The sequence below is a fragment of the Rhizobium sp. SAFR-030 genome, from assembly GCF_059415005.1.
Window position 1 is genome coordinate 653,406 of record NZ_JBPFDO010000003.1, and the last position, 25,699, is coordinate 679,104.

25 protein-coding genes are annotated in these 25,699 nt (G+C 64.4%); 10 read left to right on the forward strand and 15 right to left on the reverse strand.

Annotated features, from left to right (window positions below):
• The first annotated feature begins 43 nt into the window (after positions 1–43).
• On the forward strand, positions 44–1,510 hold the full coding sequence (locus ACR65N_RS12620) for a cryptochrome/photolyase family protein (RefSeq protein WP_440457272.1): 1,467 nt from the start codon (positions 44–46) through the stop codon (positions 1,508–1,510).
• A 63-nt stretch (positions 1,511–1,573) separates the two neighbouring features.
• On the opposite strand, the gene pyrG is transcribed toward ACR65N_RS12620, so the two are convergent.
• From pyrG to ACR65N_RS12640, 4 genes are all read right to left on the reverse strand, one after another.
• Positions 1,574–3,211 (reverse strand): CTP synthase, encoded by a 1,638-nt coding sequence (gene pyrG / locus ACR65N_RS12625; protein ID WP_440457273.1) that lies wholly within the window; start codon positions 3,209–3,211, stop codon positions 1,574–1,576.
• Positions 3,212–3,337: 126 nt separating this feature from the next.
• Positions 3,338–3,745 (reverse strand): preprotein translocase subunit SecG, encoded by a 408-nt coding sequence (gene secG, locus ACR65N_RS12630; protein WP_440457274.1) that lies wholly within the window; start codon positions 3,743–3,745, stop codon positions 3,338–3,340.
• 117 nt (positions 3,746–3,862) lie between these two features.
• A complete protein-coding gene (tpiA, locus tag ACR65N_RS12635) occupies positions 3,863–4,633 on the reverse strand; it encodes a triose-phosphate isomerase (protein ID WP_440457275.1) in 771 nt (256 codons plus the stop codon).
• 177 nt (positions 4,634–4,810) lie between these two features.
• Complete coding sequence (locus tag ACR65N_RS12640; protein ID WP_440457276.1) at positions 4,811–5,695, reverse strand: alpha/beta fold hydrolase; 885 nt, start codon at positions 5,693–5,695, stop codon at positions 4,811–4,813.
• Between the two features lie 211 nt (positions 5,696–5,906).
• On the opposite strand from ACR65N_RS12640, the gene parE reads away from it, so the two are divergent.
• On the forward strand, positions 5,907–7,970 hold the full coding sequence (parE, locus tag ACR65N_RS12645) for a DNA topoisomerase IV subunit B (RefSeq protein WP_440457277.1): 2,064 nt from the start codon (positions 5,907–5,909) through the stop codon (positions 7,968–7,970).
• Positions 7,971–8,044: 74 nt separating this feature from the next.
• On the opposite strand, the gene ACR65N_RS12650 is transcribed toward parE, so the two are convergent.
• Both ACR65N_RS12650 and ACR65N_RS12655 read right to left on the reverse strand, forming a co-directional pair.
• A complete protein-coding gene (locus ACR65N_RS12650) occupies positions 8,045–10,603 on the reverse strand; it encodes an HWE histidine kinase domain-containing protein (protein ID WP_440457278.1) in 2,559 nt (852 codons plus the stop codon).
• Complete coding sequence (locus tag ACR65N_RS12655) at positions 10,596–11,120, reverse strand: biliverdin-producing heme oxygenase (RefSeq protein WP_440457279.1); 525 nt, start codon at positions 11,118–11,120, stop codon at positions 10,596–10,598. Before ACR65N_RS12655 ends, ACR65N_RS12650 begins: the two co-directional genes overlap by 8 nt.
• Positions 11,121–11,353: 233 nt before the next feature.
• Here ACR65N_RS12655 and ACR65N_RS12660 point away from each other — a divergent pair, with 233 nt between their 5' ends.
• On the forward strand, positions 11,354–12,472 hold the full coding sequence (locus ACR65N_RS12660; RefSeq protein ID WP_440457340.1) for an AI-2E family transporter: 1,119 nt from the start codon (positions 11,354–11,356) through the stop codon (positions 12,470–12,472).
• Positions 12,473–12,495: 23 nt separating this feature from the next.
• On the opposite strand, the gene ACR65N_RS12665 is transcribed toward ACR65N_RS12660, so the two are convergent.
• Positions 12,496–12,972, reverse strand: coding sequence for a GNAT family N-acetyltransferase (locus ACR65N_RS12665; RefSeq protein WP_440457280.1), 477 nt, complete (start codon positions 12,970–12,972; stop codon positions 12,496–12,498).
• Positions 12,973–13,070: 98 nt separating this feature from the next.
• Between ACR65N_RS12665 and ACR65N_RS12670 the strand changes: the two genes are divergently transcribed.
• The gene (locus ACR65N_RS12670) at positions 13,071–13,496 is read left to right on the forward strand and encodes a hypothetical protein (protein WP_440457281.1); all 426 of its coding nucleotides are present in this window, start codon (positions 13,071–13,073) and stop codon (positions 13,494–13,496) included.
• 10 nt (positions 13,497–13,506) lie between these two features.
• Here the strand turns inward: ACR65N_RS12670 and ACR65N_RS12675 are convergent, their stop codons facing one another.
• Positions 13,507–14,643, reverse strand: a complete 1,137-nt coding sequence (locus ACR65N_RS12675; protein ID WP_440457282.1) for a DUF2336 domain-containing protein — start codon at positions 14,641–14,643, stop codon at positions 13,507–13,509.
• 154 nt (positions 14,644–14,797) lie between these two features.
• On the opposite strand from ACR65N_RS12675, the gene ACR65N_RS12680 reads away from it, so the two are divergent.
• The gene (locus ACR65N_RS12680; RefSeq protein WP_440457283.1) at positions 14,798–15,403 is read left to right on the forward strand and encodes an aldolase/citrate lyase family protein; all 606 of its coding nucleotides are present in this window, start codon (positions 14,798–14,800) and stop codon (positions 15,401–15,403) included.
• Positions 15,404–15,406: 3 nt separating this feature from the next.
• Here the strand turns inward: ACR65N_RS12680 and ACR65N_RS12685 are convergent, their stop codons facing one another.
• Both ACR65N_RS12685 and ACR65N_RS12690 read right to left on the reverse strand, forming a co-directional pair.
• A complete protein-coding gene (locus tag ACR65N_RS12685) occupies positions 15,407–16,012 on the reverse strand; it encodes a flavin reductase family protein (RefSeq protein ID WP_440457284.1) in 606 nt (201 codons plus the stop codon).
• Between the two features lie 3 nt (positions 16,013–16,015).
• Positions 16,016–16,603: a nitroreductase family protein gene (locus ACR65N_RS12690; protein WP_440457285.1), complete on the reverse strand. Its 588-nt coding sequence runs from the start codon at positions 16,601–16,603 to the stop codon at positions 16,016–16,018.
• A 106-nt stretch (positions 16,604–16,709) separates the two neighbouring features.
• Between ACR65N_RS12690 and ACR65N_RS12695 the strand changes: the two genes are divergently transcribed.
• On the forward strand, positions 16,710–17,681 hold the full coding sequence (locus ACR65N_RS12695; protein WP_440457286.1) for an RgsD C-terminal domain-containing protein: 972 nt from the start codon (positions 16,710–16,712) through the stop codon (positions 17,679–17,681).
• Between the two features lie 92 nt (positions 17,682–17,773).
• Here ACR65N_RS12695 and thrS read toward each other — a convergent pair whose 3' ends face one another.
• From thrS to ACR65N_RS12710, 3 genes are all read right to left on the reverse strand, one after another.
• Positions 17,774–19,795, reverse strand: a complete 2,022-nt coding sequence (thrS, locus tag ACR65N_RS12700) for a threonine--tRNA ligase (protein WP_440457287.1) — start codon at positions 19,793–19,795, stop codon at positions 17,774–17,776.
• Positions 19,796–19,950: 155 nt separating this feature from the next.
• Positions 19,951–20,343 (reverse strand): membrane protein insertion efficiency factor YidD, encoded by a 393-nt coding sequence (gene yidD / locus ACR65N_RS12705; protein ID WP_440457288.1) that lies wholly within the window; start codon positions 20,341–20,343, stop codon positions 19,951–19,953.
• Between the two features lie 4 nt (positions 20,344–20,347).
• Positions 20,348–20,791, reverse strand: coding sequence for an iron-sulfur cluster assembly scaffold protein (locus ACR65N_RS12710; protein WP_440457289.1), 444 nt, complete (start codon positions 20,789–20,791; stop codon positions 20,348–20,350).
• A gap of 282 nt (positions 20,792–21,073) precedes the next feature.
• Between ACR65N_RS12710 and folE the strand changes: the two genes are divergently transcribed.
• The 3 genes from folE (at position 21,074) to ACR65N_RS12725 (ending at position 23,265) form a co-directional block, all read left to right on the forward strand.
• Entirely contained in the window at positions 21,074–21,682 is a 609-nt protein-coding gene (gene folE / locus ACR65N_RS12715) for a GTP cyclohydrolase I FolE (RefSeq protein WP_430303568.1), read from the forward strand.
• Positions 21,683–21,737: 55 nt separating this feature from the next.
• Positions 21,738–22,199, forward strand: coding sequence for a phosphoribosyl-AMP cyclohydrolase (hisI, locus tag ACR65N_RS12720; protein ID WP_440457290.1), 462 nt, complete (start codon positions 21,738–21,740; stop codon positions 22,197–22,199).
• 106 nt (positions 22,200–22,305) lie between these two features.
• Positions 22,306–23,265, forward strand: coding sequence for a patatin-like phospholipase family protein (locus ACR65N_RS12725; protein ID WP_440457291.1), 960 nt, complete (start codon positions 22,306–22,308; stop codon positions 23,263–23,265).
• A gap of 166 nt (positions 23,266–23,431) precedes the next feature.
• On the opposite strand, the gene ACR65N_RS12730 is transcribed toward ACR65N_RS12725, so the two are convergent.
• Together ACR65N_RS12730 and ACR65N_RS12735 are read right to left on the reverse strand one after the other, a co-directional pair.
• Positions 23,432–23,866, reverse strand: a complete 435-nt coding sequence (locus ACR65N_RS12730; RefSeq protein ID WP_430303563.1) for a CBS domain-containing protein — start codon at positions 23,864–23,866, stop codon at positions 23,432–23,434.
• 135 nt (positions 23,867–24,001) lie between these two features.
• The gene (locus tag ACR65N_RS12735) at positions 24,002–24,817 is read right to left on the reverse strand and encodes a rhomboid family intramembrane serine protease (RefSeq protein ID WP_440457292.1); all 816 of its coding nucleotides are present in this window, start codon (positions 24,815–24,817) and stop codon (positions 24,002–24,004) included.
• Positions 24,818–25,020: 203 nt separating this feature from the next.
• Here ACR65N_RS12735 and ACR65N_RS12740 point away from each other — a divergent pair, with 203 nt between their 5' ends.
• Complete coding sequence (locus ACR65N_RS12740; protein WP_440457293.1) at positions 25,021–25,620, forward strand: PAS domain-containing protein; 600 nt, start codon at positions 25,021–25,023, stop codon at positions 25,618–25,620.
• Positions 25,621–25,699: the final 79 nt, after the last annotated feature.

Here is a 25,699-nt window from a genome sequence, read left to right on the forward strand (position 1 = left end):
CATACGGCAGATATTCAATAATCAGGGAGCGCGCCGTTTATCCATGGACCCATCCTCCGCCATCATTCTCTGGTTCCGTAAGGATCTCCGCCTCGACGACAATGCCGCGCTGACCGCTGCCGCGCAAAGCGGCAGGCCTGTCGTCTGCGTCTATGTGCGGGAGCCGGAAACGGCCAAGATCGGCCCGCTTGGAGGCGCCCAGCGCTGGTGGCTGCACCATTCGCTGACGGCGTTCGGGGCAGCGCTGGAGGCTGCGGGGAACCGGCTGGTCCTGCGCTCCGGCGATCCCGTGGCGGTGCTGTCGGCGCTGGCTGCCGAGACTGCGGCCGGATCCGTTTTCCTCAACCGCCACTATGAGCGCGACGCGGAGGATGCCGAGATCCTCAAGGCGCTTTCCGGCCAGGGCCTGGAGATCAAGCGGTTCAAGGGTCAGCTGCTGCACGATCCGGAGACGACGCGCACCGGTTCCGGCGGCGCCTACCGCGTCTATTCGCCGTTCTGGAAGGCGCTGGAACGGAGCGGCGAACCCCGCGAGCCGGTGGAGGCGCCGGACCATATCCGCGGCGTCGAGACGCTGCCGCAGTCCGAGCCGCTGACGTCGTGGGATCTGCTGCCGACGGCGCCGAACTGGGCCGCCGAATTCGACGAGATCTGGGAGCCGGGCGAAACCGGTGCGCATGACAAGCTCGAGGCCTTTCTGGAAAGGCCGGTACAGACCTACAGAGAAGATCGCGACTTTCCCGCACTCGGCGATGCAAGCTCAAGCCTTTCGCCGCACCTGGCATTCGGCGAGATCTCGCCGGCACGCATCTGGCACGCGACCCACGGCATCCATGCGTCCAGAAATGTGATCCATTTCCGCAAGGAGCTCGCCTGGCGCGAGTTCTGCTACCATCTGCTGGTCGAGTTCCCCGACCTCGACCGGAAGAACTGGAACGCCCGGTTCGATGCCTTCCCCTGGACCTATGACGAGGTGCAGTTCGAGGCCTGGACGAAGGGCCGGACCGGCTATCCGATCGTCGATGCCGGCATGCGCCAGCTGTGGCGGCACGGCGTCATGCACAACCGGGTGCGGATGATCACGGCCTCCTTCATGATCAAGGACCTGATGATCGACTGGCGCAAGGGCGAAGCCTGGTTCCGCGATACGCTGGTCGATGCGGATCCGGCGTCGAACGCCGCCAACTGGCAATGGGTCGCCGGTTCCGGGGCAGACGCCTCGCCGTTCTTCCGGGTGTTCAACCCGATCCTGCAGGGCGAAAAATTCGATCCGAAGGGGGAGTATGTCCGCCGCTTCATTCCGGAACTGGAGAAGCTGCCCAACAAGTATATCCACAGGCCGTTCGAGGCGCCGGCGGCGGTTCTCGAAAAGGCAGGCATCTCGCTGGGCGAGACCTATCCAAGGCCGGTGGTCAATCATGCCGAGGCGAGAGACAAGGCGCTTGCCGCCTATGCGATGGTGACGGGCCGCGGCGGCGAACGCGACGAAGCCGACGGTCCACTCGGGTAGCCAGATGCACTGAAGGCCGCCCGCGATCGGCGGACGGCCTTCAGCCAGATCTGCGATGGAGGCTTAGACGAGACGGCTCTGCTCCAGGGCCGCCTCGATGAAGCTCTTGAACAGCGGGTGCGGATCGAGCGGACGGCTCTTCAGTTCCGGATGGTACTGGACGCCGATGAACCACGGATGATCCGGATACTCGATGGTTTCCGGCAGCAGGCCGTCCGGCGACATGCCGGAGAACACCAGGCCGCATTCCTCGAGACGCTGCTTGTAATCGATGTTCACCTCGTAGCGGTGACGGTGACGCTCGGAGATGTCGCTCGAGCCATAGATCTCGGCGATCTTCGTGTCGCGCTTCAGGGCCGCCTTGTAGGCGCCCAGACGCATGGTGCCGCCAAGGTCGCCGCTTGCCGAGCGCTTCTCCAGATCGTTGCCCTTGACCCATTCGGTCATCAGGCCGACGACCGGCTCCTTCGACGGGCCGAACTCGGTCGACGAGGCAGCCTCGATGCCAGCAAGATTGCGGGCTGCTTCCAGCACCGCCATCTGCATGCCGAAGCAGATGCCGAAATAGGGAACGTTGTGCTCGCGGGCAAAGCGGGCAGCATTGATCTTGCCCTGCGCGCCGCGTTCGCCGAAGCCGCCGGGAACGAGGATGCCGTGCACCTTCTCAAGATAGGGAGCGGCGTCTTCCTTCTCGAAGATTTCCGACTCGATCCACTCGAGCTTGACCTTTACGTGGTTGGCGATTCCGCCATGGTGAAGCGCTTCGATCAGCGACTTGTAGGCATCCTTCAGGCCAGTGTACTTGCCGACAATGGCGATCGTCACCTCGCCTTCCGGTGTGTGGATGCGGCTGCAGACCTCTTCCCAGGCGGCAAGACGCGGCTTGGGTGCCGGTTCGATGCCGAATGCCGCCAGCACTTCCGAATCGAGGCCTTCCTTGTGGTAGGCCATCGGCACGTCGTAGATGTTGGCAACGTCGAGCGCTTGGATGACCGCCGACGGACGGACGTTGCAGAAGAGCGACAGCTTGCGACGCTCGGCCTCGGGGATTTCCCGGTCGGCACGCACCAAGAGGATGTCGGGCGCAATGCCCATGGCCTGCAGTTCCTTGACGGAATGCTGGGTCGGCTTGGTCTTCAGCTCGCCGGCTGCCGGAATGAAGGGCATCAGCGTCAGGTGCAGATAGACGGCAGCACCGCGCGGCAGTTCGTTGCCGAGCTGGCGGATGGCCTCGACGAAGGGCATCGCCTCGATGTCGCCGACGGTGCCGCCGATCTCGCAGATGACGAAGTCGTACTCGTCATTGCCTTCGGTAACGAAATCCTTGATCTCGTTGGTGACGTGCGGAATGACCTGCACGGTCGCGCCGAGGTAGTCACCGCGGCGTTCCTTGTCGATGATGTTCTTGTAGATACGACCGGTGGTGATGTTGTCGCTCTTGGTCGCCGAACGCCCCGTGAAGCGCTCGTAGTGGCCAAGGTCCAGATCGGTCTCGGCACCGTCGTCGGTGACGAACACCTCGCCGTGCTGGGTCGGGCTCATGGTGCCCGGATCGACGTTGAGGTAGGGATCAAGCTTGCGGATCCGAACCCGGTAACCTCTCGCCTGTAGCAGGGCTCCGAGGGCTGCGGCCGCAATTCCTTTTCCAAGAGAAGAAACCACGCCGCCTGTGATGAATACATATCGCGCCATGGGAGCCACCGGATACCTTCAAACGAACGATTCCACCAGCCGAAAATTCACTTCGGTCCGTCAAAGCTGTTGAAATCTGCACAAAAGAAAACCGGCAGGCTTGCGGCCTGCCGGATGTTTTATCGGAACGCGACCTTACCGGCCGGTCGGAACAGCGGTCGGATCGGCCGGTGCCGGTGCCGGTGCAGCCGGTGCATTGGTGGCCGGAGCAGCCGCACCATTGGTGGCGGGCGCGCCGGGCGCCGGGCCGAGCGAGTCGAGAATGCCGTTGCCCTGGCCCTGCTGGGTCGCCGGGATCCGATCGAGAATATCGGTCGGGCGCGACTCGTAGCGGCCAAGAATGCTGAGCGTCAGCGAGGTGATGAAGAACAGCGTCGCGAGGATCGCCGTGGTGCGGGTCAGCGCATTCGCCGTGCCGCGTGCCGACATGAAGCCGGAACCGCCGCCGATGCCGAGCCCGCCGCCTTCGGAACGCTGGATCAGCACGACGCCAACGAGCGCCAGCACGATCATGAGATGGATAACGATCAATACGGTCTGCATATCAGTCCAGTCCTGCGCGCCGGTGGGCGGCATCCACAAACAGTCTGGCCGGGTCTTTACCCGAGCCGGATGAGCATTCCAAGGGGCAAGTGCGATTTGCCGTCGCTTTCCGCCGAATTAGGCGGTCAGCGTTTCGTACACGCCGTAGATGGCGAGGAAGTCGGCGGCTTTCAAGCTCGCCCCGCCGATCAGCGCGCCGTCGACATTGGCGACCGCCATCAGCTCGGCTGCATTGCTCGGCTTGACCGAACCGCCGTAGAGTATGCGCATGCCGCGGCCTTCGGCGCCGAAGCGCCCCACGAGTTCGGAGCGCAGGAAGGCATGTGCCGCCTCGACATCCTCGACAGTCGGCGTGACACCGGTTCCGATCGCCCAGATCGGCTCGTAGGCAATCACCGTGTTTTCGGCATCCGCCGTATCCGGCACAGAGCCGGCGAGCTGACGCCTGAGGATCTCCAGCGTCTGACCGGCCTTGCGCTCGTCGGCCGTCTCGCCGATGCAGATGATTGCTGTCAGGTCCGCAGCATAGGCGGCCTCCGCTTTTACCCGCACCAGATGATCGGTCTCGGCGTGATCGACGCGGCGTTCCGAGTGACCGACGATGACGCAGGTGCCGAAGCAATCGGCGATCATCTCCGCCGAGATGTCCCCGGTATGGGCGCCGGAGACGTTCTGGTGGCAATCCTGGCCGCCGATCATCAGCGGACTGTCGGTGGACAGCGCAGTCGCGACGTAGAGCAGGGTCGCGGGCGGGCAGAGCAGGCTGTCGACCTTTTCCGCCAGCGGACCATCGACACCCTCGGCAATCGCCTTGATCTGGTCGAGCGACGCGCGCGTGCCGTTCATTTTCCAGTTTCCCGCCACCAGCGGTCGAATGTCCGGCGTCATCCCTCAGCAATCCTTCCAGTTCCCTGCCGTTCGAGCCCGGCCCGGTTTGCGACCGGGCGACGTCGTATCGGCATCCTCAACTCCTGACGAGGTGGCGTTCTAGCCCGATACGGCGAAAATTGGTATGCAAAACCATCCGCCTGCCGCCAACTATGGTTAAGGCAGCGACCTGCCGCTCTATCGGGCGGCCAGCATGAAATTCAGAATGTCCCGCCAGTCCGCCATGCGAATCGGGGTGCCGTGGCCGCCGGTCTGGAACAGCTTCATGCGGGCCGGGTAGCGCGCGGCGATCATCTTCCTGTAGAGCGCCACCTGGTTGTCTGCGGCGTAGACGGAATCGGCGCTGCCGTGCGCAAGATAGACGGGGATCTTCAGCTTGGCGGCCGGCGTCGTCAGAAACCCCGGATCGGGTGGCCCGCCGAGGATTACGAGGCCCTTCAGGTAGCGGACCGCCTCCTTGTCGCGCGATACGCTCTGGCAGACGAAACCGCCCATCGAGGCGCAGGCGAGGATCACCGGGCGGCCCATCGACAACTCGAAGGCCTGGCGGATCAGCGCCGCGATGTCGGCTGCGCCATTCGGGTCGAAGGACCGTACCGAGGGTGCGTAATAGGTGCCGCCGTTCAGAACCGCGAGGTTCTTCAGCCGGTTGAAGTTGCCGCCGAACGTGTAGTCGTTGGCGCCCAGTCGCCGATCGCCGCCGCGACCATGGATGAAAATCACGGTGAACGCGGCGTTCTCCAGCTTGCCGACACGCGTCACGTCGAGCCTCTGCCCGCCAAGCGTCAGCGTCTGGTTCTCCTGGTAGCGGCGCACTCGCGTTTCGACATACTGCGATTTGACGCGCCGCTCCGGCTCCTCGTCGCGGGCATTGATGTCGCGCAGTTCCTGGTAGTCCATGAGCTGGAATGCGCCGCCGTCCTGCGTCTCCAGCACGGCCTGGCGGGAGAACAGCTCGTCCTTGAACGGACGGATCGGCCCGTCTTGCGCTGCCGCAGCCATCGGAAACAGCAACGACAACGCCAGGCAGGCGACGCGAATGGCCAAATGATCTGTGGACATGCGACGGTTGATCCACTTCCTTGAGAGCGACGCCTTGCCATCCGGGGCTCGACAGCGCAAATCCTGAGCCTAATCCTGCTCTCAGCGCGCAGGCATCGCGAAAAAGCCGGTTATCTGGCACACTCGCGAGCGATTCGATAGCCGATGGCGGACGGATGCGTCCCGCCCCCTCGCCTGCCGCCGCGCATCACAGGCCAGATTGACGGACCCCATGGACGATACCAGCGATCTCTTTGCCAGCATTCCGAACGCCACCACCAAAGCCGCCGAGCAGCCGGCGGACCCGCGCCCCAAGGCGCCGGCCCAGCCCGCTCCCCAGCGCCTGCAGGCCGTTCCGCCAGCCTCCTCCGATACCTACGACGCCTCGTCCATCCGGGTTCTGGAAGGGCTAGAGCCGGTGCGCATGCGTCCCGGCATGTATATCGGCGGGACCGACGAGAAGGCGCTCCACCACCTGTTCGCCGAGGTCATCGACAACTCGATGGACGAAGCGGTTGCCGGCCATGCCGATTTCATCGATGTGCACCTCGATGCCGAAGGCTTCCTGACCGTCACCGACAACGGCCGTGGCATCCCGGTGGAAAACCACCCGCAGGTTCCCGGCAAGTCGACCCTCGAAGTGATCATGACCAAGCTGCATGCAGGCGGCAAGTTCGACGGCAAGGCCTATGAGACCTCCGGCGGCCTGCACGGCGTCGGCGTCTCGGTCGTCAACGCGTTGTCGGACCTGCTCGAGGTCGAGGTGGCGCGCAACCGCAAGCTCTACCGCCAGCGCTTTTCGCGCGGCGCACCGATCGGCGGGCTCGAAGAGCTGGGCGACGTCCACAATCGTCGCGGCACCCGCGTCCGTTTCCACCCGGACCCGCAGATCTTCGGCGATCACGCCAAGTTCGACGCCGGGCGGATCTTCCGCATGGCCCGCTCCAAGGCCTATCTGTTCGGCGGCGTCGAAATCCGCTGGAGCTGCGACCCGTCCTTGGTGCAGGCCGGCGGCGAGATCCCCGACAAGGCGGTCTTCCATTTTCCGGGCGGACTGAAGGACTATCTGGCCGCGACGCTCGGCAAGGATTTCACCGTCACCCGCGAGATCTTTGCCGGCCGCACGGAAAAGACCGGCGGCCACGGCGCGATGGAATGGGCGGTGACCTGGTATGGCGGCGACCCGCAGATCCACTCCTACTGCAACACCATTCCGACGCCGGAGGGCGGCACCCACGAGGCGGGCCTGCGCATCGCCCTCACCAAGGGCCTGAAGAACTACGCCGAACTGACGCAGAACAAGCGCGCCGCGCAGATTACCACCGACGACGTGATGATCTCGTCCGTCGGCATGCTCTCGGTGTTCATCCGGGAGCCGGAATTCGTTGGCCAGACGAAGGACAAGCTGGCGACCGTCGAGGCCCAGCGGATCGTCGAGAACGCCCTGCGCGATCCGTTCGACCACTACCTTGCCGGCAACCCCGGCGAGGCTGCCAAGCTCCTCGAATGGGTGATCGAGCGCGCCGAAGAGCGGCTGCGCCGTCGCAAGGAAAAGGAAGTCAACCGCAAGACTGCGGTGCGCAAGCTGCGCCTGCCCGGCAAGCTTGCCGACTGCTCGCAGAACACCGCAGAAGGTGCCGAACTGTTCATCGTCGAGGGCGATTCGGCTGGCGGCTCGGCCAAGCAGGCGCGCAACCGCATGAACCAGGCGATCCTGCCGCTGCGCGGCAAGATCCTCAACGTCGGCAGCGCCAGCCGTGAAAAGCTGTCGGCCAACCAGCAGATCGCCGATCTCATCCAGGCGCTCGGCTGCGGCACGCGGACAAAATATCGGGAAGAAGACCTTCGTTACGAGCGGGTCATCATCATGACCGATGCCGACGTCGATGGCGCGCATATCGCTTCGCTGCTGATCACCTTCTTCTATCAGGAAATGCCGGAGATGATCCGCGGCGGGCATCTCTTCCTCGCCGTCCCGCCCCTCTACGTCATCCGCCAGGGTGCGAAGTCGGTCTACGCGCGCGACGACGTGCACCGGGCGGAACTGATGGAGACGGTGTTCAAGGGCAAGAAGGTGGAGATCGGACGCTTCAAAGGTCTCGGCGAAATGATGCCGGCACAGCTGAAGGAAACGACGATGGACCCCTCGAAGCGGACGCTGCTGCGCGTCGGCATCGATGAGGTCGATTTCGAAGGCACGCGCGAGGCGGTGGACAACCTGATGGGTACCAAGGCCGACGCGCGCTTCCGGTTCATCCAGGATCGAGCCGCGTTCGCCGACAATCTCGACATCTGAAACGGACATAGGCGGCTCGATGCCGCCTTACGGTCTTTAGCGAAGTCCCGTTCCAAGCCAGACAGGCTTGAGGATCAGTCCTTCGTCGCTTCCCCGTGGCTTGCCAGCAGGCGGACCATCGCGCCGATCAGTGCCTGCGCCTCGTAGGGCTTGCGCACCACCGGTGCCGTGAAGCTCGCCGGAATGACAGATCGGTCGCTGTAGCCGGTCGCAAAGACGAAGGGTACACCGCGGCGCGTCAGTTCTTCGGCGATCGGCAGAGACGTGCCCGAGCCGAGATTGACGTCGAGAATGGCGATGTCCGGCGTGAACGTCTTCAACTGGCGAAGCGCTTCCGCAGCGGATGGAGCGGTCGTCACGCGCGAGATGCCGTGGCTTTCGAGCATTACCTCGACATCGGCGGCCACCAGCATCTGATCCTCGACCAGAAGCAGCTCGAGGTCGCCCATAAGCTCCGTGATTTCCGCAGGCGACGCGGCGTTCAGTTCCACCGTCTCGTCCGTCGCGGCCACATCATTGCCGTGCACGTGGCGTGCCGGCACGATGAAATCACCACGCAGTCCGCCGGGATCATAGGTGACGCGGCTCTTGCCACCAAGCTCGTAGGGTATGCTTCGGTCGATCAGCACCGTTCCGAAACCGGCACGCGCCGGCGGCGTCACAGGCGGTCCGCCGCTTTCTGTCCAGGTGATCTCGCAGTCGCCATCCTGCGTCCGCGTCCAGGCGATCTCCACCTGGCCCTCGCCCGCCGACAGGGCACCGTACTTTGCCGCGTTGGTCGACATCTCGTGCAGCACCAGAGCCATGACCGAAAAAGCCCGGCTGTCGAGCCAGACGTTGGGACCGCGGAGCGTGACCTTGCGGTTGCCGTCGCTGTACGGCTTCAGCTCAGCCTCCAGCAGTTCGCGCAGGGGACCGCCGTCACTGCCGCGCACCACCTGGTCGTGGGCCAGCGCAAGCGCCTGGATGCGGCCCTTCAGAACCGACACGTAATCGCCAAGCTCCCGGCCTTCCTGCACCGGATGGCCGACCAGCGCCTTGATCACCGCAAGGATGTTCTTGACGCGGTGGTTCAACTCCTCGTTCAGCATCCGTTGCCGCACGTCGGCCTTGCCGCGTTCGTCGGCGATCAATTCGTTGTGGTGCAGCACGATCTCGACCAGCACGGCGCGGATCGCCTCGGCGATTTCCCACTCGCCGTCGGTCCAGCGCTGCGCCTTCATGTGGACGGTTTCTTTCCAGATCGCAAAGCTCTTGCGCGGCGTCAGCCGGTCGCCAAGCGGTCCGGTGTCGTAGGACTTGTCCGGGTTGCCGGCCCAGTTCAGGGTCTGGACGAGTTCCTTGCGGAAGAAGAACATGTAATCGCGCGGCCGCTGCGACAGCGGGATGGCCAGCACGCCGCAGACATCCGGCGCGAAGCTTTCGGATCCCAGCAGATGCTGGGAGATCTGATCGGTTCCCCAGATGCGGCTGTTGGCCACCGAGCTGACGAAGTCCGCCAGCATTGCGACGCCGCTTGCCGACGGCGTGGTACCCTGGCCGGTCCACAGACCATCGAGCCACAGTCCGACGCCGTCGCAGGGCAGGATCGCGCTGAACTCGTCCAGCGATTGCCTGAGGAGCCCGGCGATATCGGGATTATGGGCAGCGGCCTGCAGGAACCGGTCGAGCGATTTGCGGGCGACGTTGGCGGTGTCGAGGATCTGCTTCTGCTTCAGCGCGCTCAGATGCAGCGAGAAGAACTCGCCGAACATTTCCGCCGCGATACGCTGCGGCATGGACAGCGCCCGCGGGCTATAGTGGTGACAGGCGATCAGCCCCCAGAGCTCGCCGTCGACGATGATCGAGATCGACATCGAGGCGGCAACACCCATGTTGCGCAGGTATTCGCAATGGACCGGCGAGACGCTGCGCAGATGCGCGAAGGACAGGTTGAGCGGCGCCTGCATGTCATCGAATTCCGGCACCACCGGAATGCGGGTACCGGAGGCATCCGAGATGACCCGGATGGTGTTCTTCAGGTACAGCGTGCGCGCCTGCTTGGGGATGTCGCTTGCCGGGAAATACTGGCCGCGGAAGCTTTCGAGGTCGCGACGCTTGTATTCGCTGACCACCTTGCCGGCGCCGTCATGCTCGAAGCGGTAGATCATCACCCGGTCATAGGCGAGCATTGCGAAGATCAGCCGGGCCGACTTCTCCACCAGTTCGTCGATGCTGCCGATGGTGCGGATGCGGCTGATCAGCATGCGCGCCGTCTCGAGCGGCGAGTCGGACTGGTCCGAGGCAGGTTCGAACTCGATGATCGCGCACTCTTCCAGCCGATGCACGGAGACGTCGAAGCGTCCAGCCGGCATGGCGAGCGCCATGCGCAGTGCCGGGCGGGCGGGATCGTCGGAGGTGGCCAGCGCGTTGCGCAGCGTGTGGGCGGCTTCTGCGCCAAGCGCCTCGTCCAGCCTCAGGCCGTTGAGCACCGGAGGAAGTCCCAGCATTGCCGGGGCGTTCTCCGAATGCCGCAACACGCCGCTGCCGGACGCATCGCAGACCAGAAGACAACCATGGGGCTGAATGCTGCCGGGGATATGGATGGGTTCGCGGTCGCAATTGGTAAGATCGACCGTGGAAGCGTTAGGCATACAAATTTCCCTTGAAGGCGATCTCCGCGTGAGCGAACACCGTCCGCGACGCATCAACCACCTTGTCCATATCCATCGTCGGCGCACTGTCGAGCATCTGCAGAAAGCTTTTCCAGCCGTCCGACTGCGCCTGACTGGCCAGATGACGGGCGCCGTAGGTATCATTGAGACCCAACTGACCGGCACGCGAAACAAGCACGCGCGCGCCGAGCGACGATCCTTCCAACACGTAGAGCGCACCCAGCAGTGTTTCCAGATCAGCGTGGTGAGGAATCGACGGTTCAATACGCCGTTCGGTCACATTCAGATCATCCATGTCGCGCAGGATCATCTCGCCGATGGCCGTCGGCCGCCATTCACCGAAGTGGCGTGGCCAATCCAGGCCGGCGAGCCAGGCTTCCAGCGGCAGTCGGAAAGAATACAGTCCCTGCAAATAGATAGAGTAGTGCTGCAACGTGTCGAAAGAGCCGACGGCAGCATCGACCGCCTGATGGCGATCAGCTGTACGCTCCCTCAACAGGAAGCGGCGTGTCGATGGGGGCATATGGGCAAAAACTAATGTTGACGATTTCCTTATTTCTAGCGCATCTGCGCCTTACGGCAAGCTGCAATCTCCGATACGGCTAAGATCGGTCCAACTGCATTGTTGCGGACCCGGCGACCGCGCGCGTGAAACAGGGATGATGTTGACCCGTGAGTGAACCAGACAAGACCCCACTTGGACCGCGTTGGCTTGGCCCGGTGGCACCGATGCGCATCGCGCTGATCCCGCCGATTTCCGTCGCCCGCTGGCTGCTGGTGCTGACGGTGTTCGCCGGCATCTACTTCTTCCACGGCTTCCTCGTGCCGGTGCTGGCCGCGCTGGTGATCGGCTTTGCCAGCTGGCCGCTCTACCGCGACCTCCTGCGGCGCACCCGCGGCAATACGACGATTGGCGCCACCATCGCCATCCTCATGGTGATCGCCTTCATCGTCGTGCCGATCGGCATCGCCATTTCCTACACCATCGGCGAGGTTCGCCAGTGGATCGGCTGGGCGCTGGAGGTCAACCGTTTCGGCTCGGCGCCGCCGCTGTGGATCGTCAACCTGCCGATCGTCGGCGAATGGCTGGCCGGACAATGGATCCGCCATGTCGGCGAACCGGGTGCCGTGGGCGAGCTCGTGCAGCTCGTCAGCGGCGCCAATATCGGAAACATCTACCGTGCCGTGGTGGCGGCCGGCGACGGCGTCTTCCATCTGGTGCTGACGCTGCTGTTCATGCTGATCGCGCTGTTCTTCGTCTACCGCGACGGATCCGCCTTCTCGCGGCAGATCGACATGCTGGGCGAACGCATCCTGCCGTCGCGCTGGGAACGCATCTCGCGCGTCGTGCCGGCGACGATCAGCTCCACCGTGACGGGCATGACGCTGATTGCCATCGGCGAAGGCATCGTGCTCGGCATCGCCTACTGGATCGCTGGCGTTCCGTCGCCGGTGACGCTTGGCGTATTGACTGGCGTCATGGCGCTGATCCCAGGTGGCGCGCCGCTGTCCTTCACCCTGGTATCCATCTACCTGGTCGCCAGCGGTTCGTATTTCGCCGGCTTCGGGCTGTTGATCTGGGGCTCCGTCGAGCTGTTCATCGTCGACAAGACGCTGCGTCCCAAGCTCGTCGGCGGGCCGATCAAGCTGCCGTTCCTGCCGACGTTCTTCGGGCTCGTCGGCGGCGTCAAGACGATGGGCTTCCTGGGACTGTTCATCGGGCCGGTGCTGATGGCGCTGATCGTCGCCATCTGGCGCGAGTGGATGCGCGAGATCGAACTGTCCAACATGGCAGCGATCGTCGACGCCGAGCTTGCCGAGGAGAAGCAGACGCGCCGGACCGCCTGACCCTTATCGCTTGAGGATCGTCGTCAGACCGGCGACGATCCGATCCGCTTTTCCATGAACAGGCTAAGCGGATCGGGGCGGTAGCTGCCGAACGCGTCGATTTCGATGTAGCCCGCCTTGCGGTACAGCCCGATCGCTTCCGGCTGATGGATGCCGGTCTCCAGGCGGATGGTGCCGACGCCGAGACGGATCGCTTCCGTCTCCAGTGCGACAAGCAGACGCTTTCCGAGCTGCAGGCCCCGCGCCGCGCCGTCGACGAACATCCGCTTAATCTCGGCTGAACCGTCTCCCGCGATCACGAGCGAGGCGCAACCGAGGATCTCGGTGCCGCGCCTTGCGACGAAGAACGAGACATTCTCCGCCTCCAGTTCTTCGATCGGCAGCATATGGTTGCTCTCGGCCGGATAGAGCGACGCGGCATAGGCGTTCGACAGATCCAGCAGACGCAACACGCCCGGCTGGCGCGGCGCCTCGCGGTTAATGACAATCGCGTCGTGCATCTTGCCGATCCCCCTTCAGATTTCCGCCTTCACCCGGACACGATCGTCTTCTTAGTGGTGACGGCAGCACCTGCCAAGCCACCGACCCGGGAGACGATATGCGCACCGCCCTCGTGATGATGACGATCCTCGGCTGCGACGACGGCACGACGGACTGCCAGTATATCGCCACCATCAACCAGCGCTGGCCGACGATCGAGCTGTGCAATGCGGTGTCGGAAAAGGAACTCGGCGCATTCACCAACGTCTCCTACCCGACCGTCATCGCCGTCTGCCAGGATCCGGCTGTTGCCGAAGCCCCGAACGCAAAGGCGCAGACGCCGGCGGACGACACTGCGGTGTCCACCATGGCAGCCGTCCCGACACCTGCCGAGGAGCGCGCCGAAGAACAGTCGTTGGCGCGACGGGCGCTGGAGCGGACGAAGGCTGTGCTGCCGACCATCGACGGCATGCGAAACCTGGTGGAGAAACAGGTGAACCTTGTCGAGGACGGCTATTCCTGGATGGTCCGCAAGCTGCGCTGAGCCGCTTCGGTCAAGCGGCGATGGCCCTGTCGCTGGCAAAGGCGCGCGCCAGGCGACGCTCCTCGCTGTGGTGCATCGTCTCGACCAGATCCAGCAACTGGCTGACGGGAGAAAATGGATCGGCGGGGCGGGCCAGCCGGTCGATCAGCGGCTGGCAGATGCTCTCTCCGGCCGACAGATAGGGCCGGCGCATCATCTCGCGCCACAGCAGCGTCGCCTCGACGAAGACCTCAGCGATATCGCGTCCAAGGCCCGACGCCTCGTAGAGCGCCCTCACCGCGTGCCGACGGCCGGTCGCCAGGATCGAGCGCACCCGCCGCTCCTCGAGCCCGGAGATGTTCGTCAGCGCCGAGGCGAAGAACTCGATCCGTCCGCTGCACAGCGCATGCATCAGGAAGGCCGGCGTCAGGCGGCCGGCCTGCCGCAGGCGGTCGACCATTACCGGCATCTCGTCGGGCAGCGCCGTCTCCAGCATCGCCAACGTCGCGGCCTTGTCGGCCTCCTGTGTCAGATGCGCGATGCGCGACGGACTGAGCGTGGCGCGCACCAGAAGCGAGTTCGTCAGGGCTGCCGTCACCTGCTGGACCAGACGGTTGCGGCCGGAGGCCGGCAGGTCCTCCCGGGCCAGCAGCAGGTCACGGACGCCGGCATGATGGCCATGCCGTTCCGCCAGCCGGCAGAGCGTCTGGCGAGCAACCATGGCCGACGAATTGTCGAGTAGGAGGATGGCCTCGGCCGCATCACCGACTTCGGCGATTGCCGCGCAGGCACCGCGGGTGAGACCCGGGCGTGCGGCGATCAAGCCGCGCGATACCGCACCGGAGCGGCCGATCAGATCGACCAGGTCCATCTCGGTCAGAATTGGAGACAGCGTCAGGACGTGGCAGGCGATTTCGGGCTGATCTTCCGCCAGCGCCAGAACGACGCCGCGCGGCGCGGCAGCGGAACGCCCGAGCGATTCGGAGAGTGCCTGGCGGACAAGCGGCGACGGATCGTCGAGCAGATGCATCATGGCGTGAATGGCGGCCTGGCGCGTCTCGTCAGCCGGACCGACCCGCAGATAGGCCCGCACCAGCGCGTGCGCGGCTTTCGCCCTGTCGGCTGCACCAGCCGTTTCCGCCCACTGAAGAAATGCCTTAACGATCACTGGTTACGCCTCGACTGCCAGGAGCAGACGACCGCCGCTTCCCCTTGAGGCAAGCTAGTCAGAAATAGTTTATGATCGGTTCACCATACTTCTTAATGTTTCGGAGCCCGCCCTGCAGCCCCTGCCCCAAACCTTGAAAACCCTCGAGTTTCCCGTGGCCTGGCAGCTCGTCGCCGCCGGCGATCACCTGCATGAGACAGCAACCGGTCGCATTTCATCACTCGGTCGCGCCGTTCTGCTTCCGCCGATCGATTCGCCGCAGATCCGGTCCGCCATCGGCCGCGCGATCGCCGCCGCAGAACAGTCCGTGATCCTTCCTCGCGTCCGCGATCCAGCCGAGGTCCAGCATCTCGACGTGCTGCTCACCGTCGCCGAGACCGAAGCGGGACAGGCAGTCGGCGCAACCACCATCATCGCGGTGTGCGGGGATACCGCGGAAGGCGTGCTGTTCGGCCAAGATTTCCGGCGGCTGAGCACCCGACTGAAGGCGCTGGCGTTCGATGCATCGGCGCTGATGGTATCGATCGGCCTAGCCGATTCCATCGACCGGGACCCCGAGCCGCTTCGGGTGGCCCGCGCAAACGTCATTCTGGCGGCCGCTGCCGCTGGCCTCAAGGCGCTCGATATGGCGACAGACCCGGCTGATCCGGCGCTCTTTCGGCTGGAGTGCGAAGAGGCTCGGCGCCAGGGCTTCCATGGCAGGATCGCCCGCCAGGCATGGCAGGCGGAGATCATCGCAGCAGTGTTCGATCGGCGCTGACTGTCAGGTGGACGGACGCTTCAGCTGGAACACGTCGGTGCCGCCATCGGCGTAATCCATGTAGCCCATGCGCGCCACGGGCCGCGCCAGCTGCATGTCGATCCGCCCGTCGCGAATGATCTCCTCACTGATGTGGATACCCACGACCTCGCCGAACACCATGATCGACGCCGACGGTTGACCATCCACTCCGTGCGGCTGAATGATCTGCGTGACGCGGCATTCGAGCGCGGCATAGGCTTCCGCCACATAAGGCGCATCGACGACGTCGCCAGCCTTCGGCGTCAGGCCGGCGAGCAGGAACTCGTCGACGCCGTACTCGACCGCCGCAGACGAGGCGTTCATGCGATCGACGAGGTGGCGACTGACGAGGCTTGCGGTGAAGACGCCGGTCTCCTCGGCGTTCTTCAGGCTGTGCTTGCGGCCGCTCGAGGAGAACATGACGATCTTCGGCTGGTCGGAGACGATGTTGAAGAACGAGTATGGGGACAGGTTGCGCGATCCGTCCGTGCCCTTGGTGCCGATCCAGCCGATCGGGCGCGGCGAGACGATCGCCTTGAACGGATCATGCGCCATGCCGTGCCGGTTGCTGTCGGTGGTGTAGAACATGGCTCAGATCTCGTCGCCGCCGACCCAGGTGACAATGTCGGTCAGCTCCGGGCGCGGGCGGTCGGTCTGCGGAAAATCGCTCGACCCGATGTAGAGGAAGCCGGCCAGCTTCTCCTCCGGCAGGACACCGAGCACCGCCTTGGCCTGCTCGTCATAGGCGATCCATTCCGACAACCAGTTGGCAGCATAACCATGGGCGTTGGCGGCCATGAACAGGTTGAGGCAGACGGCGCCGGCCGAGAGCTCCTGTTCCCAGACCGGGATCTTGACGTGCGGCGCGGCGCGGCTGACGACGGCGATCACCACCGGTGCACGGGTCAGGCGGTTGCGCTCGACCTCCTGCAATTGCGCCGACAGGTCCGGGGTCTTCGACAGCGCGATGTCGGCCAGCTGCGATCCAAGTTCGGCGCGCCTGTCGCCGCGGATGACGATGAACCGCCACGGCGCCAGCTTTCCATGATCCGGAACGCGCGAGGCGAGCGTCAGCATGCTCTCGATCTCGTCTTTGCCGGGACCGGGCTCAGCCATCTGCAGCGCGGGGATCGAGCGGCGGGTGCTCATGTACTGGAAGAGAGGTGTGGGGTTTTGCATAATCTTGACCTGCAGGAGACGTCGGAGGGCGTGGCACCTTGAAATTGCCGCGAGGTTCGGTTTCAAGTGGCTGCTCAACTATCGAGAGTCAACGGTCATCAACCGAATGCAAGCAGTTTCACGGGCACGCCTTTTCGCAGTCGTCGCCGCCGTCGGCATCATGCCGGCCGGCATGGCGCCGGCGGAGGATGCGTTCCAGTCCTTCAAGCAGATGGACAGCACGGCGAAGATGCCGAAGCTGAACGCGTTCACACCGACCGTCGGCCGGCAGGCGCCGGTCGCCCGCGAAGTGACGCTGAACGCCAAGCTGACCGCCGACGGCCAGCCGATGCAGACGGGGCTCACGTGGCGCGTCTTCAGCCCGCAGCCGGGCCCCGACGGCAAGCTGCCGCTGGTCGCGTCGTCCGAGGGCGGGGGCGCGCATTTCCAGCTGACGCCCGGGGCCTATTTCGTCAATGTCGCTTTCGGTCGCGCCGGCGTTACCAAGCGGCTCGACGTGCCGTCCGACGGCGAGTTTGTGCCCCAGGCGCTGGTGCTCGATGCCGGCGGCTTCGTGCTCAACGCGGTCGCCGGAACGGACCAGCGGATCCCCGACAGCAAGCTGCGCTTTTCCATCTATTCGGCGGAAGTGCGCGAGGACGGCGAGCGCGGTCTGGTGATGGCCAACGTCAAGCCGAACACCATCGTCCGCCTGAACGCCGGCACCTATCACGTCGTGTCGGAATATGGCGAGGTGAACGCCTCGGTGCGTGCCGACATCCAGGTTGAAGCCGGCAAGCTGACGGAAGCCACCCTGCAGCACCGCGCAGCGCAGATCACCCTGAAACTCGTCTCGCAGGCGGGCGGAGAAGCCGTCGCCGACACCGCCTGGTCGGTGCTGACGGCCGGCGGCGACGTGGTGGCGGAAAGCCTCAGCGCCTTCACCACCATGGTGCTGGCGGAAGGCGACTACACCGCCGTTGCCCGCAACAAGGACAAGATCTACCAGCGGGAATTCCCGGTACAGTCCGGCCATAACGCCGATGTCGAGGTGTTGATGAAGGATCAGCAGCCGGTCGCCGGCGTCGATTCGGACTGAGCTTCCGTGGGCACGGCAGCCATTATCGACGGCCGCCTCTCCTGACGACGAACAAAAATCCCGCCGGCATGACCGGCGGGATTTTTTTGTCGTTACTCGGCGGCGATCCGCCGCTGCGCCTGGCGGCGCTTGACGTCCGGCGGCGTCGCCTCGTCGGACAGAGAGGCGACGGCATCTGCGAGTGACATCGGCGTCTGCGCCTGGCTGCCGAGGCGGCGGATGTTGACCGTACGGTTCTCGGCCTCCTGGCGGCCGCAGACGATGATCACCGGCACCTTGGTGACCGAGTGCTCGCGGACCTTGTAGTTGATCTTCTCGTTGCGGAAATCCGTCTCGACGATCAGGCCTGCGTCGCGCAGCGTCTCGGCCACTTCCAGACCGTAGTCGTCGGCATCCGAAGTGATGGTGGCGACGACCACCTGCAGCGGCGCGAACCACAGCGGCAGATGGCCGGCGAAGTTCTCGATCAGGATGCCGAGGAAACGCTCCATCGAGCCGCAGATCGCCCGGTGGATCATCACCGGCTGGGTCTTTTCCGAATTGCTGTCGATGTAGAAAGCGCCGAAGCGTTCCGGTAGGTTGAAGTCGACCTGCGTCGTGCCGCACTGCCATTCGCGACCGATGGCGTCCTTCAGCGTGTATTCGAACTTCGGCCCGTAAAACGCGCCCTCGCCCGGCAGGATGCCGGTCTTGATGCGGCCGCCCGACTGCGCCTCGATCTCCTTCAGCACGTCCATCATGACGCTTTCGGCGCGATCCCACAGATCGTCCGAACCGACGCGCTTCTCAGGCCGGGTAGAGAGCTTCACCACCACCTCCTTGAAGCCGAAATCCTCGTAGACAGAGAGGATCAGGTCGTTGATGCGCAGGCATTCCGCCGCCATCTGCTCTTCGGTACAGAACACATGCGCGTCGTCCTGGGTGAAGCCGCGGACACGCATCAGGCCATGCAGTGCACCCGACGCCTCGTAACGATGGACGAGACCGAATTCCGCAAGCCGCACGGGCATTTCGCGGTATGACTTCAATCCGTGCTTGAAGATCTGCACGTGTCCCGGGCAGTTCATCGGCTTCAGGGCGAATACACGGTTGTCGGCTTCCTTGTCATCCTCATGGGTGAAGGCGTAGGCCGATTTCACGGCGAACATGTTTTCCTGGTACCAGCCCCAGTGACCGGAGGTTTCCCACAGCGAGGCATCGAGTACCTGCGGCGCGTTGACTTCCTCATAGGTGTTGGCGAGCCGGCGACGCATGTAGGAGGTCAGCGTCTGGAACATCCGCCAGCCCTTGCCGTGCCAGAACACGACGCCCGGGCCTTCTTCCTGGAAATGGAAGAGATCCATCTCGCGACCGAGCTTGCGGTGGTCGCGCTTTTCGGCTTCGGCCAGCACGTGCAGGTACTGGTCGAGTTCCTCCTGGGTCGCCCAGGCCGTGCCGTAGATGCGCGTCAGCATCGGACGGGTGCTGTCGCCACGCCAATAGGCGCCGGCGACCTTCATCAGCTTGAACGCCGTGCCGATCTGCCCGGTCGAGGCCATGTGCGGGCCGCGGCACAGGTCGAACCAGTCGCCCTGGTAGTAGATCTTGAGGTCCTGGTCTTCGGGGATCGCATCGACCAGTTCGACCTTGTAGCCCTCGCCCCGGTCGGCGAACACGTCGCGCGCCTTGTTGCGCGGCCAGACTTCCTTGGTGAACGGCTTGTTGCGCTGGATGATCTCCTTCATCCGCTTTTCGATCTTCGGCAGATCGTCGGGCGTGAACGGCCAGTCTTCCTGGCTGTCGGGATGGACGCGCTTGAAGTCGTAGTAGAAGCCGTTCTCGATGACCGGCCCGATGGTGACCTGGGTGCCGGGCCACAGTTCCTGGACGGCTTCGGCCATCACATGCGCGGCATCATGGCGGATGAGCTCCAGCGCCCGCGGATCGGTGCGGCCGACGATCTCGATCTTGCCGTCGGTGACGGGATCGGAGAGATCGCGCACGGTGCCGTCGATGGCGATCGCCACCGCCTTCTTGGCAAGCGACTTGGAGATGCTTTCGGCGACGGCGAGACCCGTGGTGCCGGCATCGTAGCTGCGGATGGAGCCATCGGGGAACGTCAGGGAAACGGACATGTTCTTCTCCTTCAAACCAGTCCCGCCAACGAATGCGGGTGGTGAAATGAGCCGCCGCAGGCATCCGGCCCCGGCAGCGATTGACGCCCGCGTGATAAGGGGAAATGTGGATGGAGTAAAGGTGGCGCCGTGGCCGAGGGAACCGGCAGCCGCCGTCAATGAACCTCGTCGGCAGGCGGGAATGTCGAGCGATCAGACGCCTTGCGGCAGTAGCGCCAGGGCGTCCACCAGTGCTGGCGGGGCGACAGGGTGTCCGGCACCGGATCGAGGCCCGACGAGCCGAAGGGGCCGCAGCGCAGGAAGCGCCAGCCGACCATCCATCCGCCGAACCAGAACCCGTGGCGGGCCACGGCCTCGTAACCGAATTCCGAGCAGGTGGGGATGTGACGGCAGGAATTACCGATGAAGCCGGAGAGCGTCAGCTGGTAGCCGCGGATGAGACCCATGCCGAGGAGCCGGCCGGGTGTCTTCCTGAACGGACCCTGCCAGTTACGGCCGCGTCGTGCTTTCGGCTTGTCGTCGTCCTCTGCCTCGCAGGCGGCGCACATCGGCTCAGCCCGCCAGTGCCGGGCTCTTCGCCTCGATCTGGTCCAGACAGTCGACCACCGCATCGAAGGTCAGCATCGTCGAGGCGTGGCGCGCCTTGTAGTCCTTGACCGGTTTCAGCACCCGCATTTCGTCGAAGCGGCCCGTGGGTCCCTCGCCGTCTTCCTTCAGCATCGACAGCATTGCGTCGCGGGCTGCACGGATTTCCGTGGACGTTGCGCCGATCACATGGCGGGCCATCACCGACGATGACGCCTGCCCCAGGGCGCAGGCGCGCACCTGGTGGGAGAAGTCGCTGACCACCCCGTCGTCGAGCTTGATGAAGACCTTCACCTTCGAGCCGCAGAGCCGCGAGTGCTTCTCGGATGTGGCATCGGCGTCTTCGAGTGCACCGGCGCGCTCGATATTGCCGGCCAGAGCCAAAATCCTGCTGTTGTAGATATCGTCCATGCGTCTTCTCGCTCTACCGGGACCTGGATATCGCGCTCCTGAAACAGAGCGTCAACCGTCCGCCGCTGGTGTAAAGACCATCCTCCACCTATATGATAACCGTGATCGACCGCATCAAGGCAGAAATGTTTTGCCGCAAAGCCGCGTGAAAGCAGGATGCGTTATCTTGTCAAAGTCGATCCGAGAGGCCAGAAAGCGCGTATCATCCGAGCCGGGTGTCGATGCGCTTCCGTGCCGATGAACGATCAGGTGCGGCCTTGACCCGCATCAGGAGACCAAGACATGGACGCAATCGTGAAGAATTTCCCTGCCGCCCAGACGCAGGCCCGTCCCACCCAGCAGGAAGCCGAGGATGCCGTGCGCGTCCTCCTGCGCTGGGCCGGTGACGATCCGTCGCGCGAGGGTCTCATCGATACGCCGAAGCGGGTCGCAACCTCGTATCGCGAACTGTTCGGCGGCTATGACCAGTCTCCGGAAGAGGTGCTCGGACGGACGTTCGAGGAAGTCGCCGGTTATGACGATATCGTCCTGGTGCGCGACATCCCCTTCTATTCCCATTGCGAGCACCACATGGTGCCGATCATCGGCAAGGCGCATGTCGCCTATCTGCCGAACGGGCGCGTGCTCGGCCTTTCCAAGATCGCCAGGCTTGTGGACGTCTTCGGCCGGCGGCTGCAGACGCAGGAAGCCATGACGGCACAGGTCGCCCACTCGATCCAGGACGTGCTGCAGCCGCGCGGCGTGGCGGTGATGGTCGACGCAGAGCATCTGTGCATGTCGATGCGTGGCATCCGCAAGCAGGGCTCTTCGACGCTGACGACGATGTTTACCGGCGAGTACAAGGACAATGCGGCCGAGCAGGCGCGCTTCCTGTCGATGATCCGCCGCTGACATCGGGCGGCCGGCCATTTCCCCGCCGACCTTCAGGCAGATACGGAAACCCTCCATGACCATCGATTTCCAGGCAGCGCCGGCCGACAAGGCGGCGCTCGAAGATGCCGGGCCGTTCACGCCGCGCTTCGATGCGGCAGGCCTCGTCACCGCCGTCGTCACCGATGCGGCCGATGGCCAGTTGCTGATGGTCGCGCACATGAACAGCGAGGCATTGTCGCTCACCATCGAGACCGGCGTCGCCCATTATTACAGCCGGTCGCGCGGCAAGATCTGGAAGAAGGGCGAAACCTCCGGCAACGTCCAGCAGGTCACGGCACTTCTGACGGACTGCGACCAGGATGCCGTCTGGCTGAAGGTCAAGGTGGGCGGTCACGATGCCAGCTGCCATACCGGACGGCGGTCGTGCTTTTACCGGGCGATCGTTCAAAAGGATGGCGAGGCGGTGCTTGAACTCGTCGACGAACAACGACATTTTGATCCGCAAGCGATCTACGGCAATCCGAAGGACCTCTGAGCAAGCAGTCGGCCTCTCCGGCGCACTGCCTGTGATCAACGGATTCGAAACGATTGCGGGCGTTCAATGAGCGTCCGGCGCGCGCGCCTCTGAGGACGTCGAGACGATGCTGAACTGGAGTTGGAACCGCAGCGAACCGCAAGGCGCAGCCGCCGATGCGGGCGGCGGACAGACGGTAACCGCGCTCATCGCCGATCCGAAACCGAAGACGGCAAAACTGGCCCTGGCACTGGGTGGCGGGGCTGCCCGCGGCTGGGCTCATATCGGCGTGCTGCGGGCCCTGGACGAGGCCGGCATCGAGGTCGGGATGATCGCCGGCACGTCGATCGGCGCGCTGGTCGGCGGCTGCTACCTTGCCGGCAAGCTCGACGAGCTGGAAACGTTTGCCCGATCGCTCACCATGCGCCGGATTGCCGGCCTGCTCGATCTGTCGATCGGCGGCGCCGGCCTGTTCGGCGGCATGCGACTGACCAAGCGCATGCAGGAACACCTGGAGGACGTGGCCATCGAAAGCCTCGACAGGCCGTTCGTTGCCGTGGCCACCGAATTGCACAGCGGACACGAAGTGTGGATCACCAGCGGCTCGCTGATCACCGGGCTGCGGGCCTCCTACGCTCTGCCCGGCATCTTCGAGCCGGTGAAGTGCAACAACCGGACGCTGGTCGACGGGGCGCTGGTCAATCCGGTGCCAACCTCCGTCTGCCGCGCCTACGAGCAGCCGCTGGTCGTGGCCGTCAATCTCAACTACGACATCTTCGGCCGCTCGGCGGTCGTCAAGCACAATGCCAGCGTCCAGCCGGTCATCGAGGGCCAGCACACAAAGGTGCGCGAGGCGCGGATCGGCATGACCGGCGTCATGGTGCAGGCCTTCAACATCATCCAGGAGCGGATCTCGCGGGCGCGGCTTGCCGGCGACCCGCCGGATCTGGCGCTGCATCCAAGGCTGAGCGACATCGGCCTGTCGGAGTTCCACCGGGCCGGCGAGGCCATCGACCGCGGCTACAAGGAAGCCCAGAACCGCATCACCGAGCTGAAGCGGATGCAGGAAGCCGTGGCGGCAATCTGATTTGTCGCGAAGAGCCTACACCAGCATCCGGAGGGCACCGGCTAGCCGCCCTCCGACTGCGTACTCACGCGCCCTGCCAGTCATCTCCAGAGAACATGTTCGGGCGGCTTCGGGAGCTGCTCCGCTCCCGAAAGCTTCGGATTCTTGATCGCGGTTGCCTACTGGGCTAGCCGGCGATATAGGCGCGGATCTGTTCGGCCTCCGTCTCTACCTCCTGGATGCGCGCCTTGACGACGTCGCCGATGGAGATGATGCCCACCAGTTTCCCGCCGTCTTCGACCGGCACGTGGCGGAACCGGCCGTGGCTCATGATCTCCATCACCTCGTTTAGCGTCGTCTCTTCGCGACAGCGGGTGACGTTGGTGGTCATGGCGTCGCCGATCGACTGCGACAGAACCCCGCCCCCCGATCTTGCCACGCAGCGCACCAGGTCGCGCTCGGTGAAGATGCCGGAGATGCGATCGTCCAGCCCTGTGACCACGACCGCCCCGATGCGGTTTTCATTGAGTATCTGCGCCACTTCCTCGATCGTCCTGTCCCGGCTCACCGAGACGACGTTGCGGCCTTTGACATCCAGCATGTTCCTGACAGAAACAGGCATCAACTCCTCCTATTGATGTACTCCCTAGATGCGGCGGCGCCCGCCCCGACGCTCACTCCCGGCGCTCCGCATGCGAAATGGTGCGCTTCCGGACCGTTGATTGCAACCGTTTTTGGCAGACTGAAAGGCCGGCCCTCAAGCCGTTCCGCGAGATACGGGATTTGTCCGGTTCGGCATTGGGTCGAAGAAACCGAACAGCAGGTAACCGAACAGGAAGCCGCCGATATGCGCGTCCCAGGCGATCGGGCCGGCATCGCCGCCGACCAGCGGCATGCCGAAGGCGATCAGCACATTGCCGAGAAACCACAGCAGCGTGAAGATGAGGACGGTGCGGTTGCGCATTGCCGAAACGATGCCCTGGCGCGGCAGAAGATGCGCGTGCGCATGGGCCAGTCCACCGCCACCGGCCGGGAAAGCGAAGCGGCAGGCAGCGCCCATCAGCGCCGAGATGACGCCGGAGGCACCGATCAGAACGGTTTCGGCGCCCCAGTTGAGGAAGGCATGGAAGAAGGCGGACGCCGCGGCCGACAGGACCCAGAAGACGAGATAGCGTGACAGCCCGATCCGACGGAAAACCGGCGCACCGAATGCCGCCAGCCACAGGCCGTTGAATGCCAGGTGCTCAACGCTTCCATGCAGCAGGGAATAGGTCACCGGCGTCCAGGCCCATTCCAGGCCCTGCTGCGACAGCGGATAGACATAGCGCAACGGCGTGAAGGCGAGCTCGAACAGCATGTAGGACCGCAGTTCGTCGTTCAGCACGTAGCTTTCGAGCACAAAGAGGCCGATGAGCAGCGCCAGCGTTGCGATCAGCGGACCAGGCAGATTGATGGCCGGCTGACGGGTGGAGGCGGCCGGGGCGGAGAGTTCCGGACGCGGTTCGGCTTGCGCCGGCAGACCGGTGTCGGTCGGCTGATGGTTCTCCCACGGCGTCTTCGGCTTGTCGTCCATTCAGCGGCCATCCCTTGCATGCATCCGCTAGACCTACATCACCGGCATCTGCAGGGAAAGCGTCGAGCACCCGAGGGCGGCAACAACCGCGTGATGCGTGGCCAGGTCTTGGCCGGGAAACCGCCGCGGACTGGCATGGAATTCGCTCATCCAGCGGAAAGAGCGGGCATGAGGCCCGAATCCGACCCGGAACGATACAGTTGATGCCCATGCTGAGCGACCGAAGCAACGAAATATTCACCTATTGGAACGGCCTGCGCCACGGCCGGGCCGCACCGTCGCGGCGGCAGATCGACCCCTCGGTGCTGCGTCGCCGGCTTCCCGACCTGTTCATGCTGGATTACGAAGGACTGGACCTGAAGTTCCGGCTCGCAGGCACGCGCGTCTGCGAAAACTTCGGCCGCGAACTGAACGGCGAGCATTTCCTCGATCTCTGGATCCGCAGCGGACGCGATGACGTGACGGAGGCGGCGCTGACGGCGCTGAGGACAGAAGAGGCCGTCACGATCTCAGCGCGCCTGGAAGGCGAAAGCGCCACGGAAGCCTGCGAGATCCTGCTCCTGCCGATCCGCTCGCGGTCGCACTTCGCCGATCGGCTGCTCGGCTCCGTCATCCTGCTGGAGCCGCCGCGATTTGGCGGGATAGGCCCGGGCACGACGCTCGCCTTCGAAAGCTGGCTGCCGACACGTCGGTATTTCGATGGTCACCGGCACAGCGTACGAAGCGTCGACACCGAAGCGGAACCGACGCTGCTGCGACGCCTGGCGGAAGCCGCCGGCCTTGCCCGTCGTCCCGTTCGCTGAGCCGTGCGCCGCCGGCGCCAACCCCGCGACGGCTCTCTCTCCGGGCAGAGAACCATATGTTAACCGCGAGGTTGTAAAG